The following is an 18953-nucleotide window of genomic DNA, read 5'->3' as shown; positions in this document are numbered from 1 at the left end:
TTCATGATTACGCTCGACGACGTCGACCGGCAGCTCATCGCGCTGCTGCGCGACAACGCGCGAATGCCCGTCGTCGCCCTCGCGAAGGCGTTGCGCGTCGCGCGTGCGACCGTGCAGAACCGGCTGACGCGGCTGGAGAAGAACGGCGTGATCGTCGGCTATACGGTGCGGCTCAAGCCGGCGGCCGAGCGGCATCGGATCCGCGCGCTGATGTCGATCGCGGTGCAGGGCAATCGCGGTGCCGAAGTGGTGAAGGTGCTGCGCGGGCATCCGAACGTCGCGTCGATCCACAGTACCAACGGGCGCTGGGATCTGGTCGCCGAGCTGCACGCCGATTCGCTCGAGCATTTCGATCGCGTGCTTGGCGCGATTCGGTTGATCGACGGGATCGCGAATACCGAGACGAGTATTTTGTTGTCGACGCACAAGGCGTGACGCATGGCGGCGCACGTGACAGGCCGCTTGCGTCGCGCATGATCAGGTTAAACACACCCGAGCACCGTCGCAGGGCTTCGGGCAGAGGCACGAACGGCAAGTCATAGTCGGACGTTTTCGCATGTGGGTGATCCGCACTACGTGCTGCAGACGAGGCGTGTCGTGTGTCGCGCTTCATGGTCCCGCGAGAACGCCTCTTGATGAGAGCGTGTGCGCGATGCGTATCCGGGTGGGCAGGCGGTGGCGGCGTCGGTGGCGCGAGAAGAGGCCCAGCGGTACGCCAGCGGCCGTCGCTTCATGCGTTGCGGGCGCGCGTCCCCGTTGCCCGCGGAAAGGTCAGCACCACCGCGAACCCGCCCGCATCGGGAAACGCGAACCCCACGCGCCCGCCGTGCGCCTTCATCACTTCCTGCACGATCGCGAGCCCGAGCCCCGACCCCGTGCGGCGCTCGGTGCCGTCCGGCGCGATCCGCACGAACGGCTGCAACGCCGCATCCCAATGTTCGCGCGGAATCCCGCGACCGTTGTCGGTGACGGTCAGCGTGACTGCATCATCCACGTTGCCCGCGGTCGCTACCGACACGACGATATCGTCCGCATGCCCATGCAGCAGCGCGTTGTGCAGCACGTTCGACAACGCCTCCTGCAAGCTGATCGCATCGCCGTCGATCCACGCATGCGGCGCATCGCTCGCGAACGCGACAGCCACGTCGCGCGCGTCCGCGAGCGGAATCGTGCGGCCCAGTACATCCTTCGCGAGCGCGACGAGATCGACGGGTTGCAGCGGCACGACCTCGGTGCGATGGATCACCATCGCATGATTGAGCAACTGCCCGGTAAGGCGCCCGACATCCGAACAGGTCGCGCGCAGCGCATCGAGCCGCGCCGCATGACGCGCGGGATCGGCCTCGCCGTCGAGCAGTTCGATCTGCGCGTCGAGCCGTGCGAGCGGCGTGCGCATCTGGTGCGCGGCGTCGGCGATGAAGCGCTGCATCGCGTTGATCCGCTCGGCCAGCCGGCGCATCAGCCCGTTGATCGACCCGATGATCGCGTCGATCTCGCTCGGCGTATCGACGGCCACCGGCCGCAGGTCGGCCGGGTCGCGCGCGGCGATGATCGTGCCGATCTGCGCGAGCGGGCGCAATCCTCGCCGGATCGCGAGGCCGCTCGCGCCGATCGCGAGTACGCTCATCAGCAGGATCAGCGTCCATACCTTGATGCTCATGTCGTTCGTGAGCTGCTGTCGTGCATTGGTTGTCTGCGCAACGGTAACGAGTGCCCAGCCCGGCGTGCTTTCCTCGGGCATGTAGCGTGCGATGGTCGCGGTGCGGATCCTGTGCCCCTGGTAGACGGCGTTCGCGAACGCCGGGCCCTGTTTCGCGGCGGCGAGCGTCGCGGGGCTCGCGAGATCGTTGTAGCCGGCCACGACGACGCCGCGCGAATCGACGACCTTGTAGTAGACGAGGTCGTAGCGCGACAGCGTCGACAGCGCGGCGACCGGCGGATTCAGCGCGAGCACGCCACCCTGCACGTACAGGTTCTCCGCGACCTGGATCGATGCGCCCGCAAGCAACTGGTCGTATGCGCGCTCGGCCGCGACGCCCGCGTAGTAGCGTGCGATCACCGCGAGGGCGAGCGCGCCGGTCGCGACGACGAGCGCGATGAACAGCAGCGTGCGCCCGAACAGCGTCTTCGGGAACCAGTCAATGCGCGGCAATCTGATATCCCATCCCGCGCGCGGTGCGGATCTCGACCGAGCTGCCCTGCAGCTTCTTGCGCACGCGCGTCACGTATTGCTCGACCGCGTTCGCGGTCGGCTCGTTGCCGAAGCTGAACAGCTGGTTCAGCAGCTCGTCCTTCGAGAAGATCCGCTGCGGTCGGCTCGCGAGAATCTCGAGCAGCGCGAACTCCTGGCGCGACAGCGACAGCGGCTGGCCGTCGAGTTCCGCGAGACGGCTGCTGCGGTCGATCACGAGGCCGCCGAGCGTCAGGACGTCGTTCGCATGGCCGCTGTTGCGGCGCAGCAGCGCCTGCACGCGCGCATCGAGCTCGCGGTAGTCGAACGGTTTCACGAGGTAGTCGTCGGCGCCGAGGCCGAGGCCGCTCACGCGATCGTCGATCGCCGAGCGCGCGGTGACGAGCAGCACCGGCGTCGTGCTGCCCGACGCGCGCAGGTTGCGCAGCACCGCGAAGCCGTCGAGGCCGGGCAGGTTCGCGTCGAGCACGACGAGGTCGAAGCGCTCGACGCGCAGCAGGCTGTTCGCGGTCGAGCCGTCGGTTTCGAGATCGACGGCATGGCCGAGCCGCGCGAGGCGGCTGCGGATCGCCGCGCCGATTTCGGCATCGTCCTCCACGACGAGAATGCGCATGGTGCCGTTTGCAGGTAGAGGGTTACGGGTTTTCCCGGGGTCGGGATGTCAGCATTTTCTCAGACTCGCTCGATAACCTGTATTCAGCCGGAACAAGCGAAGACGGCCATTAATACCAGAACCACAGGAGACGGCAACATGCAACAGGAAGCGGAAGCGACGAACGCGCGGCACAGCGCGCCGCCGCCCGGCGCTCGCCGGTGCGGCGAAGCTGGCCGCAGCCGCATGGCGGCCGATGCGATGGCGTGCGCCGGCCGTGCCGTGTGTGCCGGGAAGGCGGGCGCATGACGACGTCGCCGCGCCGCCGCGCGTTGCTCGCCGCCGGCCTCGGCGCGCTCGCCGCGCCGTCGCTGGTGCGCTCGAAGCCGCGCACGGTACGGATCTCGAAAGGCTATGGCGTGCTGTACCTGCCGCTGCTCGTGATGGAAAAGCAGCGGCTGTTCGAGCGGCACGCGGCGCGGCACGGGCTGCGCGACGTCGCGGTCGACTGGGTGCTGCTCGACGGCGGCAATTCGGTCAACGACGCGATGATGGCCGGCACGCTCGACTTCGCCGGGGCCGGCGCGCCGGGTTTCATCGAGCTGTGGGCGCGGGCGCGCGGGATTCCGAACGTCGAGGTGATCGGCATCAGCGGATTGTCGACGACGTCGCTGTCGCTCAATGCGAACCGTCCGGGCCTCGCGACGCTGCGCGACTTCACGCCGGCCGACCGGATCGCGGTGCCGGGCATCCGCACGTCGCTGTCGGCGGTCGTGCTGCAGATGGTCGCGAGCCGGCAGCTCGGCGCGAAGCATTTCGCGCAGCTCGATTCGATCACCGTGAACCTGCCGCATCCGCAGGCGATGCAGGCGCTGATCCGCCGCGAGAACGGCGTCACCGCGCACTTCACGTCGCCGCCGTTCTCGACGCTCGAATTGCGGCAGCCCGGCATTCATCGCATCGTGAATTCGGTCGACGTGCTCGGCCCGATGACGCTCGACGTCGTGTTCGCGCCGAAGCGGCTCGTGGACACGGAGCCTGCACTGGCCGCGGCGTTTCTCGGCGCGCTCGACGAAGCGAACCGCCTGATCGCGCAGGATCCGCGCGCGGCGGCCGCGCTGTATGCGTCGTCGTCGGGTGTCGGCGTGTCGCACGACGACGTGATGCAGATGCTCGCCGCGCCGGACACGCGCTTCTCGGTGCGGCCGAACCAGCTGATGGACTACGTGGAATTCCTTTATCTCGCCGGCACGATCAAGGCGAAGCCGCGCGCGTGGCACGAGATGTTCGCGCCGATGCTCGACGACTACCGGACAGGCTGAGCGCCGCCGTCCGCCGCCGGACCCCATTTCATCGAATACCCTGCGCCCGCGCGTTCGTCGCGCGCGGCGCCGATTCAACCGACAAGCAACCGATTCCCGGAGGAGCCCGCAGTGAATGCCACCGAAACCCTGGACCCCGCGTCCGCCGAAGAGCAGCGCATCATGTCGAAGATGGCGCGGCGCCTGCTGCCCATCCTCGTCGTGATGTTCCTGATCGCGTTCATCGACCGGCAGAACGTCGGCTTCGCGAAACTGCAGATGGTGCACAGCCTCGGGATGACCGAGGCCGCGTTCGGTCTCGCGTCGTCGCTGTTCTTCATCGGCTACCTGCTGTTCGAGGTGCCGAGCACGCTCGCGCTGCACCGCTACGGCGCCCGCGTGTGGCTCGCGCGGATCATGCTGACGTGGGGCCTCATCACCGTGCTGATGGGCTTCACGACGTCGATGCCCGCGTTCTGTTCGCTGCGCTTCCTGCTCGGGATCGCGGAGGCCGGCTTCTATCCGGGCGTGATCTATTACCTGACGCTGTGGTTTCCGCAGAGCTACCGCGCGAAGGTGCTCGGCATCTTCACGCTCGGCAGCGCGCTCGCGAACATGCTCGGCTCGCTGGTCGGCGGCGTGCTGCTGAGCCTGAACGGCGTGTGGGGGCTGGCGGGCTGGCAGTGGGTGTTCGTGGCGACGGGCATCCCGGCCGTGCTCGTCGCGGTCGTCGTGTTCCGCGTGCTGCCGGCGTCGTTCCGCGATGCGCCGTTCCTCGACGAACGCGAGAAGCAGATCGTCGCGGCCGCGCTCGAACGCGAGAAGCCCGCGCAAGCCGAGCATGCTCAGCCGTGGAAGGCGCTGCTCGATCCGCGCGTGATGCTGTTCGCGGCGACCTACATGCTGATGTCGACGTCGCTGTACGGCGTCACGTACTGGCTGCCGACGATCGTGAAATCGTTCGGCGTGTCGAGCGGCACGAACGGCTTGCTGAGCATGCTGCCGTGGGCGCTCGCGGTGCTGCTGCTGCTGTGGCTGCCGTCGAAGCTGCGCCGCGCGAAGAGCATCCTGCGCACGATCGCGATCGTCGCGGCGCTCGGCGCGCTGGGCTTCCTGCTGAGCCTCGTGCTGCCGTCGACGCCACTGCGTTTCATCGCGCTCGTGCTCGGCGGTGCGTGCATCCCGCTGCTGTATCCGTGTTTCTGGTCGATGCCGCCGCGTTACTTCACCGGCGCGCGTGCGGCGGCGAGCGTCGCGGCGATCAACTCGATCGGCAACCTCGGCGGCTTCTTCAGCCAGAACCTGATGCCGTTCGCGGGCAAGGTGACGGGCACGGCGTTCGGGCCGATGATCGTGCCGATCGTGTGTCTCGCGTTGCTCGGGATCGGTGCGCTGGTCGCGTGGACGCGCTCGGAGCGGGGGATGGTGGCGGCGCGGGCGTGAGCGTTCGGCCAGGGGCTGCGGTTCCGCGCGGTTCCTGCTCCCGATGTTACCCCTCCGTCCGCGACGTCCCCCGTCCGTCATGCGCAAGCGCCACATGCGACGACGACACCGGAATATCCACCTCCACCGTCGTTCCTTCGCCGAGCGTCGTATCGATCCGCAGCGTGCCGCCGACCAGATACGCGCGCTCGCGCAGCCCGACCAGCCCGAACGATCCCGACTTGCGCGGCGCCGCGGGATCGAAGCCCGCACCGTCGTCGCGAATCGTCAGTCCGATCATTTCGTCGTGGTACACGAGCGTCACGGTCGCGTTCGATGCCGCCGCGTGCCGCGCGACGTTCGCGAGCGCTTCCTGCGCGATGCGGAACACGGCCGTCGCGTACGGTTCGTCGAGCTGCAGTTCGCCCGGCTCGACATGCAGCGCGCACGCCATGCCGTGACGGTGCTGGAAGTCCTCCACGAGCCACTGCATCGCAGCCGCGAACCCGAGATCGTCGAGCATCAGCGGACGCAGGTCCGACGCGATGCGCCGCGTCGCCGTCACCGCGCCGCGCGCGAGCGCATGCATCGCCGCGATCTTGCGCGCGAGTAGCGCGTCGTCCTGCGGCACGTGGTCGAGCAGCCATTCGAGATCGTTCTTCAGCGTCGCGAGCGTCTGCGCGAGTTCGTCGTGCAGTTCGCGTGCGATGCGGCGCTGTTCGGCCTCGCGTGCGGTCGCGCTGATCGCCGAGATCTCGCGCAGCTCCTCGCGCGACGCCTGCAGCGCACGCTCCGCGCGCACGCGCTCCTCGACTTCGCGCCGCAGGTCGCGGTTCGACGCGCTCAACTGCGCGGTGCGCGCCGCGACACGCTGCTCGAGCCGTTCGTTCGCTTCGTTGAGCTGCGCGCTCTTCTGCACGACGAGCAGGTGCTGATAGCGTGCGCCGGCCAGCGCACGCACCGTCTGCGCATGCAGCCGGCCGTTCTCGAACAGCAGCGCGAACAGCACGACGGCGGATGCGACGAGCCCGTAGGTCCGCCCGGCGTAGAAGCCCAGGTCGAAGCGTCCATGGTTCAGCATCGACGCCAATGCGATGTCGAACAGCCACCCGACGAGCACGATCATCACCCACAGGTCGAGCACGGAATGGCGGTGCCGCTGCCGCCACATCAGCACGAGCGCGGCCAGGTTGAGTATCCAGACGACCGCGATCGCGTAGGTCATCGTCGGGGCCATCCGGTTGCCCTGCATGATGCGCGGCAGCAGGTCGTGGCCGGCGGTCGCGAGCAGTGCGAGCGCGCCGGTCGCGCCGGCCGTCAGGACGATGCAAAGCAGCAGCGGAACCGCCGCGCGCCGCCGCTCGAGCGACGGCGCGCGGGCGCGCGGCGCCGTGCGCAGCAGCACGTACGCGGCGACCGCCAGCGGAAAGCCGCCGTGCCAGAACAGGTACAGCCACGCGGTGGTCTGTTCGCCCGCGCCGAGCAGGCCCGTCGGCGTGAAGAGCCCCGGGAAGGTCAGCATGTGCGTGCCGGCCATGAAGCCCGTGAACAGGTAGCCGGCCGCGAGCGCGAGCAGCGATTTCTCGCGCAGGATCGCGTACTGGCCGAGCAGCAGGCCGGCCGTCACCATGTCGTTGACGACGATCGCCGACTGGTAGACGGGAATGAAGCCCCACACGCGAGCAAGCGGCATGCCCGCGAACGGCGCGAGGGCGGCGAAGATCACGGCCGACACGATCACCGTTGCGATCGCGAGCCGACGCTCGCGCCGGCCGGGCGGCAGCGACGACATGAACAGGCGCGCCGGATCCGGCGCGTCGTCGTCGTCTTCGGGGGCCGCGGAGCGGAAGCGGAACGCGGACATCATGCGTCGTCGACGCCGAGGTCGAGATCGTGGCGCACCGCGTAGCGCACCAGCGCGGCTTCGTGCGGCAGCTCCATCTTCTCGAGAATGCGCGTCTTGTAGGTGCTGACCGTCTTCGCGCTCAGCGTGAGTTCGGACGCGATCCGCGTGACCGTCTGCCCCGCGACGATGCGGCGCATCACGTCGAGTTCGCGCGCGGACAACCGTTCGTGCGGCAGCATCTCGGCCGGCGCGCGCAGCGTGCGCGCGAGGCTCTCGGCAGCCGACGAACTCACGTACACGCCGCCCGCTGCGACCTTGGTGACGGCCGCGACGAGCTCGGCGGTCGCGCTGTCCTTCGTCAGGTAGCCGGTCGCGCCGGCCTTGAACGCGCGCGCGGCGTACTGCGTTTCCGCATGCATCGTCAGCACCAGCATGCGCAGCGACGGCGCATGCGTCTTGACCAGCCGGATCAGCTCGATACCGGTCGGCGCGGGCATCGACAGGTCGAGCAGCAGCACGTCGGCGGCGCGATGCTCGGCCAGTGCGAGCGTGGCCGTACCGTCGCTCGCCTCGCCGACGATTTCGAAACCACCGGCCGTTTCCAGGATGTGACGCAGTCCGTCCCGCATGACTGCGTGATCGTCAGCCAGAATTACCCTGATCATCTAGCGGTCCTCTTCGGGATGACGCCGCGGGCTGCTCTGCCGGTTGTCGCCGCGGCCGTTCTTCTGACCAATATATTCCGCCGGAGCCGGAAAAGGTGCCCCTTCGGGAAATTTTTGAGACATCCGGATGTGGAATTTGCCCTGCAACGAAATAATCAGCGTGAAATGGTACAGGCGATAGGGTCAGACGGGGTGGGTATTCCCGAGGAATCGCCGCAGTGCGGCGGGCGCGGCGCCTCGCGGATCGCCCTGATTCAGAGATAAACTGGTGCCCGATTGCACCGTCCCGACCCGAGGAGCTCCACGATGATCGATCTCGCCGACATCCTGCCGTCCGCACTGCCCGACGCCGTTGCATGGGCCGACGCGCAGGCGGCGCACGGGCTCGCGCAGGGCGTGCCGCTGACACCCGCGCAGGCCGACGACGCGCGTGCCGTGGGTGTCGCGCAACCGGAGCGGATCCGCGTCGTGGTCGCCGACCGGCTGCCGTTTCCCGACACGCCGGCGCTGGGCGGGATCGCGCGCGATACCGGGCTGCTGTCGCCGGGGACGATCGGCCTCACGCTCGGCCATGCGGTGTTCGTGCTGCGCGGCCACGATACGCGGCGCCTGCTCACGCATGAGTTCCGCCACGTGCATCAGTACGAGGAGGCCGGTTCGATCGGCGCGTTTCTCGCGCGCTACCTGCACGAGATCGCGACGGTCGGCTACCACGACGCGCCGCTCGAGGCCGATGCGCGGCAACACGAGTTCGACTGACCCCGCCGGCCGGCGCGAACGCGCACACGCACACACTCCGATGAACCTTTCCCACGCCACCGCCGGCCCGGTGCAGGCTCGCTGCGCCGCCACACCGCGCGGCCCGCGATGAGCGCCACGATCCACGCGTGGCTGGGCGCGATCGGCGCGCATCCGGCGCTGGTGCTCGCGGTCGTGTTCGCCACCGCCTGCGCCGAGGCGATCGCGCTGATCGGCACGGTCGTGCCGGCCGGCGCCGTGATGTTCGCGGCCGGCACGCTGATCGGCGCGGGCGCGCTCGACGGCTGGACGACGATCGGCGTCGCAGCCGCCGGTGCGATCGTCGGCGACGGGATCAGCTACGAGCTCGGACGCCTCTACCGCGGTGCGATCCGCAACGGCTGGACGCGTCTCGGCTACGCGGATGCCTACGCACGCGGCGAGGAGTTCGTGCTGCGCCACGGAATGAAGAGCATCGTGCTCGCGCGCTTCCTGGCGCCGGTGCGCGCGGTCGTGCCGGTCGTGGTCGGCTGCGCGACGCTGCCGCGCCGGTCGTTCTACCCGGTCAACATCGTGTCGGCGCTGATCTGGGCGCCCGTGCACGTCGCGCCGGGCGTCCTGTTCGGCGCGTCGGCGGTGCTGGCCGCGGCGATCAGCGTGCGGGTCGCCGCGATCCTGCTGGTGCTTGCCGCGCTGGTCGCGCTCGTGTGGTTCGGTGTGCGCCTCGCGCTGCGGCGCGGCTGGCCGTTGCTGTGCCGGGCGGCCGGCGCGGCCGTGCACGCATGCACGCACCGCTGGCCACGCTTTGCCGCCCGGCTGCACGACGGGCTCGGGAAGCTGCGCCGCCTGCCGGGTGTGGTGCCCGTGTTCGCGCTGCTGTTCGTCGGCTGCGTGTGGCTGTTCGCGGGCATCGTGCAGGACATCGTCGCGAACGATCCGCTGATGCACACCGACATCGCGCTGTATGCGTTCCTGCAGAACCTGCGCACGCCGCCCGTGGATGCCGCGATGCGCGCGCTCGCGGTGTTGCACGGACACGATACGGGGCTGATCGTCGCGGCCGCGTTTCTCGTCTGGCTGATGATCCATCGCTGCTGGGTGACGTCCGCATGGTGGCTCGCGACGATCGGCATCGCGGTCGTGCTTGTGCCGGCGTTCGGCGCCGGCATGCCCGGCTCGACGCCCGCGAGCCTGCCGCCCGGCGCGTTGCACGTGCCGCTGCCCGATGCCGATGCGGCGTTCGCGATACTCGCGAGCAGCGGGATCGGCTGGGTGCTGACGCGCGACCGCCCCGCGCCGTGGCGCGTTCCGGTCGTGACGGCGGTCGTGCTGTGGATCGTGCTCGGCGGCTTCGCGCGGCTGTATGTCGGCGATACGTGGCTGTCGGGCCTGCTCGGCGGCTGGAGCCTCGGGTTCGCGTGGTTCGCGGTGCTGGCGGGCGCCTATGCGTACTGGCAGGTGCGCGAGCACGTGCAGCCGCGCGGTGCGCTCGTTGCGGTGCTCGTCGTGCTCGCGACGGCCGGCGTGTGGACCGTGCCCGTGCAGTGGCAGCTCGATCGTGCGGCGCGTCCGCATGTGGGCGACGTCGTCGCGATGACCGTCGATCAGTGGATGCGCGGCGGGTGGCAGCGCGTGCCGACGCGGCGCACCGAGATCGGCGGCGATCGCGAGGAATATCTGCCGCTGCAATGGTGCGCGACGTCGGACACGCTCGATCGCCATCTGTCGCTGGCCGGCTGGCAGCGCGCGACGCCGTGGTCGCCCGCCACCGCGCTGCGCTGGCTGCTGCCGCAGGCGTCGGCCGATGCGTTGCCCGTGCTGCCGCGCTACACCCACGGCGAGAGCACGCGCCGCGTGTTCGTGAGGGTCGATCCGGCCGATCCGGACAGCCGTCTCGTGCTGCGGCTGTGGCGTTATCCGTACGTGCTGCAGGATGCGCTCGGCATGCGGCCGCTGTGGTACGGCGCGCTGTACCGCGAGACGCTGCATCGGCCCGCGCGGTTGATGACGACCGTGCACACGACGACGGTAGACGATGCGGCGACGATCGCGCGAGCACTGAAGGTCGAGCCGACGATCGAGCAGCCGCCGGCGGGGATGAGCGCGGCGCCGGCCGCGATGGTGCTCGTGTGGATGGTGCAGCCTTGAAGCGCGGGGGCCGCGTGACGCATGCGCCGGTTGCGCGGGGACGACGGACAGGCGCAGGCCGACCGTCTTGAGCACCGCGAGCAGGGTTTTCAGCGTCGGGTTGCCGTTGGGCGACAGTGTGCGATACAGCGATTCGCGGCTGATCCCGGCTTCCGCCGCGACCGCGCCGAGCCCGCCGGATGCTTCCGCGACGGTGCGCAGCGCGAGCAGCGCGGCCGCGCGGTTGTCGGGATCGTCGAGCGATTCCATCGCGACGCGCAGATAGGCCACCGCGAGTTCGCGGTCGGCGCCGAGTTCGGCGACTTCCGCATCGTGGTGCGATACCGCGCCTTTGAGCTTGTTCATGTTTGCCTCCGTTTCCAGTTGAACCCCTGTTCCTTCGCATGCCTGATGTCGTCGGGTTGACTGCGCTTGTCGCCGCCGAACAACAGCAGCACCAGCGCACTGCCGTACCGGCCGAAGTACACGCGATAGCCGGCACCGACGTGGATGCGCAGTTCGACCACGCCTTCGCCGACAGGCTCGCAATCGCCGAAATTGCCGGTCTGCACGCGTCGCAGGCGTTCGCGAATCCGTGCCTGGATGACCTTGTCGCGCACGGCGTTCAGCCATTCGGTGAAGGGTTCGCGACCGTCGTCGCGTTGATAGCGAAGCAGTTCGAACTTGGAGAGAGTTGTAACTTATAAGCTACATCATGGGTCAAGGTATCCACGTGATTGCATCGTCAGTCGGATGAGGCGGACGAAGTGACGCGTACGCGGGCCGACTGCCGAATCGAGACGAAGCATCATGCAAAGGCGCTGCGCAGGAATGCCTGCGGTGCCATCGTGGCTCGGGGTTTCGGGGAAGGTGGGTGAGGCTGGCTTCCCGAACGACGCTCATTCTTTCATTCGGGGCGTGCGATGACGATTCGGCCGAACGGCCGATCTCATCGGCGCGTTCGGGATACGCGCCGTGTGGGGGGAAACGGCTTGAACGGCTGACCCAGCGCGCCGCCGCACGACGCGACGGGCGACGCCGGCAGGCCCAACCGCGTTACTGCTTCGCGGGTGCGGCCGCCGCGGCATCGCGCCGAGGCTTGCGGCGATCATGCCGGCCACGCGTGCCGGAAAAAATAAGCGACAGGTTTGGGCAAGAGGGTGTCGCACGGTTGCAAGCGGGACGATCGAGGCAGCCGCGTGCCGCTGCCTCGACACCGGCATCGCCGGCATCACTGCGCCGTCGCCGCCACCCGCTGCGCAGCAAACCCCGCCAGCGTCCGCAGCGCGTCTCGCGCCGAGCGCAGATAGAACGCCTGCAGATGAAACACATGCCAGCGCGCGGCATGAATCTCCAGCCGGCATGGCACGCCGCACGCGAGCGCATGCGCCGCGAGCCGCTGCGCATCCGACAGCAGCACTTCCTGGTCGCCGGCCTGCATCAGGATCGGCGGCAGGCCGCGCAAGTCGGTGTCGAGCGGGCCGCGCGCCGCCACCGAGCCTGCGCCGTGATACCAGCGCAGCCCCTGTTCGAGCCAGCCGCGACGGATCATCGGATCGTCGCGGCGGCGCGATGCGAGCGTGTCGCCGCTGAGTGCCGGGTCGGTCACGGGCGAGATCAGCAGCAGCGCGGCCGCGGCCGGCTCGCCACGCTCGCGCAGCGCGATGGCGAGTGCCAGCGCGAGCGCGCCGCCGGCCGAATCGCCGGCAAGCACGATCCGGTGCGGCGCACAGCCTTGCGCGCGCAACGCATCGTATGCGGCCAGCGCGTCGTCGAGCGCCGCCGGGCTCGGATGCTCGGGCGCGAGCCGATAGTCGGGCACCCACACCGGCAGGCCGGATTCGGTCGCGAGCCGCGTCGTCACGCCGCGATGCGTGTGCGGGCCGCCGAGGCAGAACGCGCCGCCGTGCAGGTAGAGGATCGCGCCGCCCGTGTCGCCGCGCTTCGGCGCGATCACCTCGACCGGCACGCTGGCGGCGGACGTCCGGTAGCGCAGCGTGCCGCACGTGCCCGGCATCAGCGGCGACAGCAGCGCGACGACTCGGCGCTGCATGCGCGCGCCGAACGGCGGCCCGATCAACGGCCGGAATGCCACCCGCAGAAAGCCGCGCAGCGATGCGGCGGCGAGTGCTTCCGTGCGGCCGGCGGGCGGCGCGACGACGGCTCCTTGCGTCGGTGTGGCCGTGCCGGGCAGCGGCTGCGTGAAGCGATACGCGGACAGCCCCGTGAAGCGCGTGATCCATCGATAGGTCAGCGTGAAGCCGGGCCAGTTCGTGCTGTTGTGGCCCGACGCATCGACGTACCAGCTCTTGCAGCCGCTCCATACCGAGCCTTCGAGCCGCTGCTGCACATGCGTGTTGTAGCGCCGGTAGCGACGCGGGTCGACGTCGATCGCACGCGCGCCGTCGCGCCGCATCGCGCGCACGCAGCGCATCACGTGCGCGATCTGGCTTTCGAGCATGTAGACGATCGAGTTGTGGCCGAGGTTGGTGTTCGGGCCGTACAGCATGAAGAAGTTCGGAAAGCCCGGCACGGTGAGCCCGAGATACGCCTGCGCGCCGCGCCGCCACGCGTCGTTCAGGTCGAGCCCGTCGCGGCCGGTGATGCGCATCGGCGACAGGAACGCGGTCGCCGCGAAGCCGGTGCCGTAGACGATCGCGTCGACCGGATGATGCACGCCGTCGTCGGTCTCGATGCCGGTTTCGGTCACGCGCCGGATGCGCTGCGTGACGAGCTCGACGTTGTCGCGGCCGATCGCGGCGAGGTAGTCGCTCGACAGCAGGAGCCGCTTGCAGCCGATCGGATAGTCGGGCGTGAGCTGTTCGCGCAGCACGGGATCGCGCACGTCGCGTGCGAGCAGCTTGCGGAACGGCCGGCCGATCGCGACATCCATCAGCCCGTGCAGCCGCGTGAATGCGATCGCACGTGATTCGTAGCGCACGTAGATCGCCGCGCGATGCAGCTTCATCGCCCACGGCAGCCGACGGAACAGCGCCCGCTCCCACGGACGATACGCGCGGTCCGGGCGCGGGATCACATAGGCGGGCGAACGCTGGAACACGAAGAGGCGCTCGACGTCGCCGGCGATCGCCGGGACGAACTGGATCGCCGACGCGCCGGTACCGACCACGGCCACACGCGTGCCGGCGAGCGGATAGTCATGATCCCAGTGTGCGGAGTGGAAGGCGCGGCCGCGAAACGTGTCGATGCCGGGCAGGTCGGGCATCGCCGGGCGGCTCAGTTGACCGGTGCCGCTGACGAGCATGGCGGCACTGAGCGTCGTGCCGTCGACGAGCGTGATATCCCACAGCGCACGGGCTTCGTCGTATTGCGCGCGCTCGACCTCGGCACCGAAACGCAGATGGCGTGCGAGGCCATACTTGCGCGCGCAATGTTGCAGGTACGCGTAAATTTCGGGCTGCGGCGCGAACACGCGCGACCAGTTCGGGTTGGGCTCGAACGAGAACGAGTACAGATGCGAGGGCACGTCGCACGCGGCACCCGGGTAACGATTGTCGCGCCACACGCCACCGACGTCGTGCGAGCGCTCGACGATCACGAAGTCGTGAATGCCGGCGCGTTGCAGCGCGACGGCCATGCCGATGCCGGCAAAGCCGGCGCCGATGATGATCGCCGACAGCGGCGCGGCGGTTTCGGCAGGACGGGAAGCTTCAGGCGACGACATGGCGGGTTTCCTCTAGCTGGATCGCATCGTGCGACGCGCACGACGCAGGGACGGTATCGCGGTGTGTCGGCACGGTGGCCGGTTCGCATTCGGTATCGGCAGGCGAACGTGCCGGTGCACGCCGCACGCCGCGGATCAGGTCGACGGCCTTCTCGGCGATCATGATCGTCGGCGCGTTGGTGTTGCCGCCGATCAGGGTCGGCATGATCGACGCATCGACGATGCGCAGCCCCTGCAGGCCGTGCACGCGCAATTGCGGATCGACGACCGCGAGCGCATCGCGCCCCATTCGGCAGGTGCCGACCGGGTGATACACGGTGTCGGTGCGCCGGCGCAGCACGTCGCGAATTTCGTCGTCGGTCGTCACGTTCGCCGCGAACAGATCGCGCGTGATCCATTCGGCGAGTGCCGGCGCTTCCATCAGCCGGCGCGTGATGCGGAAGCCGGCGACCATGTCGTCGAGATCGCGCGGATCGTCGAAGAACGCGGGATCGATGCGCGGCGCGGCGAGCGGATCGGCGCTGTGCAGCGTGACCGAGCCGCGGCTGCGCGGCCGCAGCAGGCACACATGGCACGACAGCCCGTGGCCGGCGTGCAGCCGGCGCGCATGATCGTCGACGAGCGCGACGACGAAGTGCAACTGGATGTCGGGCGCATCGAGGTCCGCACGCGTCTTGAGGAAGCCGCCGCCTTCCGCGAAATTCGACGTCAGCATCCCGCGCCGTTCGCGACGAAAGCGCGCGAACTCGCGCAGCATGCGCAGGCCGCCGCGCGCGGACACGCCCATCGTGTCGACGCTGCGCGTGCGGTAGCCGAGGATGAAGTCGGGATGATCCTGCAGGTTGCGGCCGACGCCGGGCAGCTCGGCGCGCACCGGAATGCCGAGCCGCTGCAGTTCGCCGGCCGGACCGACGCCCGACAGCATCAGCAGTTGAGGCGTCTGCAGCGCGCCGGCCGCGAGCACGACTTCGCGCCGTGCGCGCAGCGTGCGAACCTTGCCGTGCTGCCGCACCTCGACGCCCGTCGCACGCGTGCCGTCGAACAGGATGCGCAACACCTGCGCATGCGTCTCGACCGTCAGGTTGTCGCGACGGCCGACATGCGGCAGCAAATACGCGCGCGCCGCGCTCCACCGCTCGCCGTGCTTCTGCGTGACCTGGTAGATGCCGACGCCTTCCTGCTGCGCGCCGTTGAAGTCGTCGGTGAGCGGCAGGCCGGCCTGCCGCGCCGCTTCCAGGTAGCGTGCATGGAACGGGTTGCCGGTGCGCAGGTCGCTGACCCACAGCGGGCCGTCGCGGCCGTGAAACGCGTCGTCGAAGCGCTCGTTGTGCTCGCTCAGGCGGAAGTACGGCAGCACGTCGTCGTAGGACCAGCCTTCGTTGCCGAGCGCGGCCCAGCCGTCGTAATCGACGCGATGGCCGCGAATGTAGACCATCGCGTTGATCGCGGACGAACCGCCGAGCGCCTTGCCGCGCGGCTGATAGCCGATGCGCCCGCCGAGCCCCGGCTGCGGCACCGTGTCGAACGCCCAGTTGTTCACGCGGGTCGGCATCATCGCGACCGCGCCGGTCGGCACGTTGACGACCGCGCTGTCGCCGCGGCCGCCGGCCTCCAGCACGCAGACGGTGACGGCCGGGTCCTCGGTCAGGCGTCCGGCGACGACGCACCCGCCCGAACCGCCGCCGACAACGATGTAGTCGAAAGTCTTGCTCAAGAAATCGTCTCCCGATGGTCGATGGATCACGCGATGCGCGTCAGCACGCGCAGCAGCAACTCGAAGGTCTTGCCGTACGGCGGATGGAACAGCGCGGTGCCGCTGCGGCGCGCCTGGTGGAACACGGGCTTGTGATGGCTGAACGTGTCGAACCCCCATTTGCCGTGATACGCGCCGATGCCGCTCGGGCCGACGCCACCGAACGGCTGATGCTCCTGTACGAGATGCCACAGGCAGTCGTTGACCGTGACGCCGCCCGACACCGTTTCGCGCAGCACGCGATCGCGGCGCGCGGCGTCGCGGCCGAACCAGTACAGCGCGAGCGGGCGCGGGCCGCGATTCACGCGGTCGATCGCGTCGTCGAGGTCCGCATATTCGACGATCGGCAGCACGGGGCCGAAGATCTCCTCGCGCATCACCCGCATCGTGTCGCGCGCGCCGAGCACGAGCGTCGGCGCGAACTTGCGCGAGCCCGCGGCGAAGCGTTCGCCGGCCGGATTGACTTCGAGCACGCGTGCGCCGCCGTCGCGCGCGTCGTCGACCAGCGCCGCGAGGCGGTCGCGATGCCGCGCGCCGATGATCGCCGTGTAGTCGGGGTTGCCGGCGAGCGTCGGGTAGCGGCGTGCGATCGCGTCCGACAGCCGCGCGGCGACGGTCTCGGCGGTGCCGGCCGGCACCAGCAGATAGTCGGGCGCGATGCAGGTCTGGCCGGCATTGAGCAGCTTGCCGAACGCGATGCGCCCGGCCGCCTGCGCGACGTCGCACGACGGGTCGAGGATCGCGGGCGACTTGCCGCCGAGTTCCAGCGTGACGGGCGTCAGGTTCGCGGCCGCGGCTTGCGCGACGTCGCGCCCGACCGCGGTCGAGCCGGTGAAGAACAGATGGTCGAACGGCAAGCGCGCGAACGCTTTCGCGATGTCGACGTCGCCCGTCACGATGCCCAGCTCGTCGGCGTCGAACGCGTCGGCGACGATCGTGTCGAGCAGGGCCGACAGCCGCGGCGTCAGTTCCGATGGCTTGATCAGCACGCGGTTGCCGGCGGCGAGCGCCGCGACGGCGGGGCCGATCGCGAGCTGAAGCGGATAGTTCCACGGAGCCATCACGCCGACGACGCCGCGCGGCTGCGGCGCAAGCCGGTTGTAGCCGGGCCGGAAGTGCGCGGCGGTCGGCACGCGGCGTTCGCGCATCCAGTGCCGCAGGTGTGCGCGGGCATGGCGCAGGCCGCTTCGAACCACGAAGAGTTCGGCGAGACGCGTTTCGTGCGCGGAGCGTCCGCCGAAATCGGCGTCGATCGCGCGCACGATCGACGCTTCATGCGTATCGAGCAGCGCGCGCAGCCGATCGAGCCGCGACAGGCGGATCGCAAGCGGCGGGGCGGGGTCGCGGGCGAATGCTTCGCGCTGGCGTTCGAAGCGGGTCGCGAGGTCGGGCGGGCGACTGGGTCGCATGGTGTCTCCTCCGGGGCGTTGACGTCGTTCAGGCGACGACTGATGACGCCGATGGTGCGGGCCGCATGGGAAAACACCAATGCTGCTTCGGGACAATTGTTTTAGTATTTGGGCCAAATCGGCGCTTCGAGGGTTTCTCCGCATGAGCTTCTGGGACTTCACCCGGAGTCCGGCCAGCGCGCGGCTGCTGGTCGATTTCGGCGACGAACGCGGTGTGTCGCGCACGAAGCTGCTGGCCGGCACGGGCCTCGCGGACGCGCAGCTCGCCGATCCGAACGTCGAGGTGACGGCCGCGCAGGAACTGCGGCTGACCGGCAACCTGCTGCGCGCGCTCGGCCGCGCGCCGGGCCTCGGGTTCGAGGTCGGGCAGCGCTATCACTTCTCCGCGTACGGCGTGTGGGGCTACGGGCTGATCGCGAGCGCGACCACGCGCGACGCGCTGGCGCTGGCGATGCGCTTCCTGCCGCTCACGTATGCGTTCACGGTGATCACGTATCGCGAGGAGCCGCAGACGTGCGTGCTCAATTTCGGCGCGCCGGAGCTCGATGCCGACCTGAGCCGGTTCCTCGTCGAGCGCGACATGGCGGCCGCGGCCGTGCTGCTGCAGGAAATCGGCGGCGGCGATTTCGCGTTGTCGCGCTTCACGATGCAGGCCGCGAGCGCGGCGAGCGCATCCACGTCCACACGCGCATCCGCACCGCGCATCGCCGGCGTCGAACCCGCGTTCGGCGCGCGCGCGAACAGCCTCGCGTTCGACCGTGCGTTTCTCGACCGGCCGCTGCCGCATGCGAACCCGCTGACGGTCTCGATGTGCGAGCAGATGTGCGGTCAGCTGGTCGAAGCGCGGCGCGCGCGGGTCGGTACGTCGGAGATGGTGCGGCAATACCTGACGGCGACGCCCGGCAACGTGCCGTTCTCGCTCGAGGACATGGCGCGGCTGATGAACACGAGCCCGCGCACGCTGAAGCGCCGGCTGCAGGAAGAAGGCACGACGTTCCGCACGCTGCTCGCGCAGGCGCGCGGCGCGATGGCCGAGACGCTGCTCGGCGATGCACATCTGTCGTTGACGGAAGTCGCCGAGCGGCTCGGCTTCAGCGACCTGTCGAGTTTCTCGCAGGCATTCAAGCGCTGGTATGGCGTGCCGCCGGGCACCTATCGCAGCGGCCTGCTGCACGACGGCGCCCGCAGCGACGCGGCGTAGCACCGCGCGCATCCTCCCACTCC

Annotated in this window: 14 protein-coding genes and 1 pseudogene; 6 read left to right on the top strand and 9 right to left on the bottom strand. The window is 69.5% G+C overall.

Annotation, left to right across the window (positions count from 1 at the left end; genetic code table 11):
- Positions 1-3: 3 nt before the first annotated feature.
- Positions 4-435: an Lrp/AsnC family transcriptional regulator gene (locus tag DIE15_RS31965; protein WP_044845386.1), complete on the top strand. Its 432-nt coding sequence runs from the start codon at positions 4-6 to the stop codon at positions 433-435.
- A gap of 295 nt (positions 436-730) precedes the next feature.
- Here DIE15_RS31965 and DIE15_RS31960 read toward each other — a convergent pair whose 3' ends face one another.
- Positions 731-2152 carry a sensor histidine kinase gene (locus DIE15_RS31960; RefSeq protein WP_124835336.1) on the bottom strand — a complete coding sequence of 474 codons (1422 nt, stop codon included), beginning with the start codon at positions 2150-2152 and terminating at the stop codon, positions 731-733.
- Positions 2139-2804: a response regulator transcription factor gene (locus tag DIE15_RS31955; protein ID WP_057925865.1), complete on the bottom strand. Its 666-nt coding sequence runs from the start codon at positions 2802-2804 to the stop codon at positions 2139-2141. Before DIE15_RS31955 ends, DIE15_RS31960 begins: the two co-directional genes overlap by 14 nt.
- Before the next feature lie 284 nt (positions 2805-3088).
- On the opposite strand from DIE15_RS31955, the gene DIE15_RS31950 reads away from it, so the two are divergent.
- Together DIE15_RS31950 and DIE15_RS31945 are read left to right on the top strand one after the other, a co-directional pair.
- Positions 3089-4105, top strand: coding sequence for an ABC transporter substrate-binding protein (locus DIE15_RS31950; RefSeq protein ID WP_124835334.1), 1017 nt, complete (start codon positions 3089-3091; stop codon positions 4103-4105).
- Positions 4106-4216: 111 nt separating this feature from the next.
- Positions 4217-5527 carry an MFS transporter gene (locus DIE15_RS31945; RefSeq protein WP_057925863.1) on the top strand — a complete coding sequence of 437 codons (1311 nt, stop codon included), beginning with the start codon at positions 4217-4219 and terminating at the stop codon, positions 5525-5527.
- Positions 5528-5573: 46 nt separating this feature from the next.
- On the opposite strand, the gene DIE15_RS31940 is transcribed toward DIE15_RS31945, so the two are convergent.
- Positions 5574-7373: a sensor histidine kinase gene (locus tag DIE15_RS31940; protein ID WP_057925862.1), complete on the bottom strand. Its 1800-nt coding sequence runs from the start codon at positions 7371-7373 to the stop codon at positions 5574-5576.
- Positions 7370-8017 carry a response regulator transcription factor gene (locus tag DIE15_RS31935; protein ID WP_124835333.1) on the bottom strand — a complete coding sequence of 216 codons (648 nt, stop codon included), beginning with the start codon at positions 8015-8017 and terminating at the stop codon, positions 7370-7372. Before DIE15_RS31935 ends, DIE15_RS31940 begins: the two co-directional genes overlap by 4 nt.
- A 306-nt stretch (positions 8018-8323) precedes the next feature.
- Between DIE15_RS31935 and DIE15_RS31930 the strand changes: the two genes are divergently transcribed.
- Both DIE15_RS31930 and DIE15_RS31925 read left to right on the top strand, forming a co-directional pair.
- Complete coding sequence (locus tag DIE15_RS31930) at positions 8324-8776, top strand: hypothetical protein (protein WP_057925860.1); 453 nt, start codon at positions 8324-8326, stop codon at positions 8774-8776.
- A gap of 108 nt (positions 8777-8884) precedes the next feature.
- Positions 8885-10903 carry an LssY C-terminal domain-containing protein gene (locus DIE15_RS31925; protein ID WP_124835331.1) on the top strand — a complete coding sequence of 673 codons (2019 nt, stop codon included), beginning with the start codon at positions 8885-8887 and terminating at the stop codon, positions 10901-10903.
- Positions 10904-10921: 18 nt separating this feature from the next.
- On the opposite strand, the pseudogene DIE15_RS37875 reads toward DIE15_RS31925, so the two are convergent.
- The 5 genes and pseudogenes from DIE15_RS37875 to DIE15_RS31900 form a co-directional block, all read right to left on the bottom strand.
- Positions 10922-11248: pseudogene (locus DIE15_RS37875) on the bottom strand (addiction module antidote protein); the annotation flags it as partial.
- Positions 11245-11559 carry a type II toxin-antitoxin system RelE/ParE family toxin gene (locus DIE15_RS31915; protein WP_124835369.1) on the bottom strand — a complete coding sequence of 105 codons (315 nt, stop codon included), beginning with the start codon at positions 11557-11559 and terminating at the stop codon, positions 11245-11247. The gene DIE15_RS31915 and the pseudogene DIE15_RS37875, both read right to left, overlap by 4 nt.
- A 554-nt stretch (positions 11560-12113) precedes the next feature.
- Positions 12114-14567 (bottom strand): alpha/beta hydrolase fold domain-containing protein, encoded by a 2454-nt coding sequence (locus DIE15_RS31910; protein WP_124835329.1) that lies wholly within the window; start codon positions 14565-14567, stop codon positions 12114-12116.
- Positions 14554-16281 carry a GMC family oxidoreductase gene (locus DIE15_RS31905; protein ID WP_057925856.1) on the bottom strand — a complete coding sequence of 576 codons (1728 nt, stop codon included), beginning with the start codon at positions 16279-16281 and terminating at the stop codon, positions 14554-14556. Before DIE15_RS31905 ends, DIE15_RS31910 begins: the two co-directional genes overlap by 14 nt.
- A gap of 26 nt (positions 16282-16307) precedes the next feature.
- A complete protein-coding gene (locus DIE15_RS31900) occupies positions 16308-17729 on the bottom strand; it encodes a coniferyl aldehyde dehydrogenase (protein ID WP_124835327.1) in 1422 nt (473 codons plus the stop codon).
- A 142-nt stretch (positions 17730-17871) separates the two neighbouring features.
- Between DIE15_RS31900 and DIE15_RS31895 the strand changes: the two genes are divergently transcribed.
- Entirely contained in the window at positions 17872-18930 is a 1059-nt protein-coding gene (locus DIE15_RS31895; protein WP_057925854.1) for an AraC family transcriptional regulator, read from the top strand.
- The last annotated feature ends 23 nt before the right edge of the window (positions 18931-18953 follow it).

Origin of the sequence: Burkholderia sp. Bp9031, assembly GCF_003857965.1 — a bacterium.
GTDB classification, from domain to species: Bacteria; Pseudomonadota; Gammaproteobacteria; order Burkholderiales; family Burkholderiaceae; genus Burkholderia; species Burkholderia ambifaria_A.
This window is presented reverse-complemented; position numbering and strand designations above follow the sequence as displayed.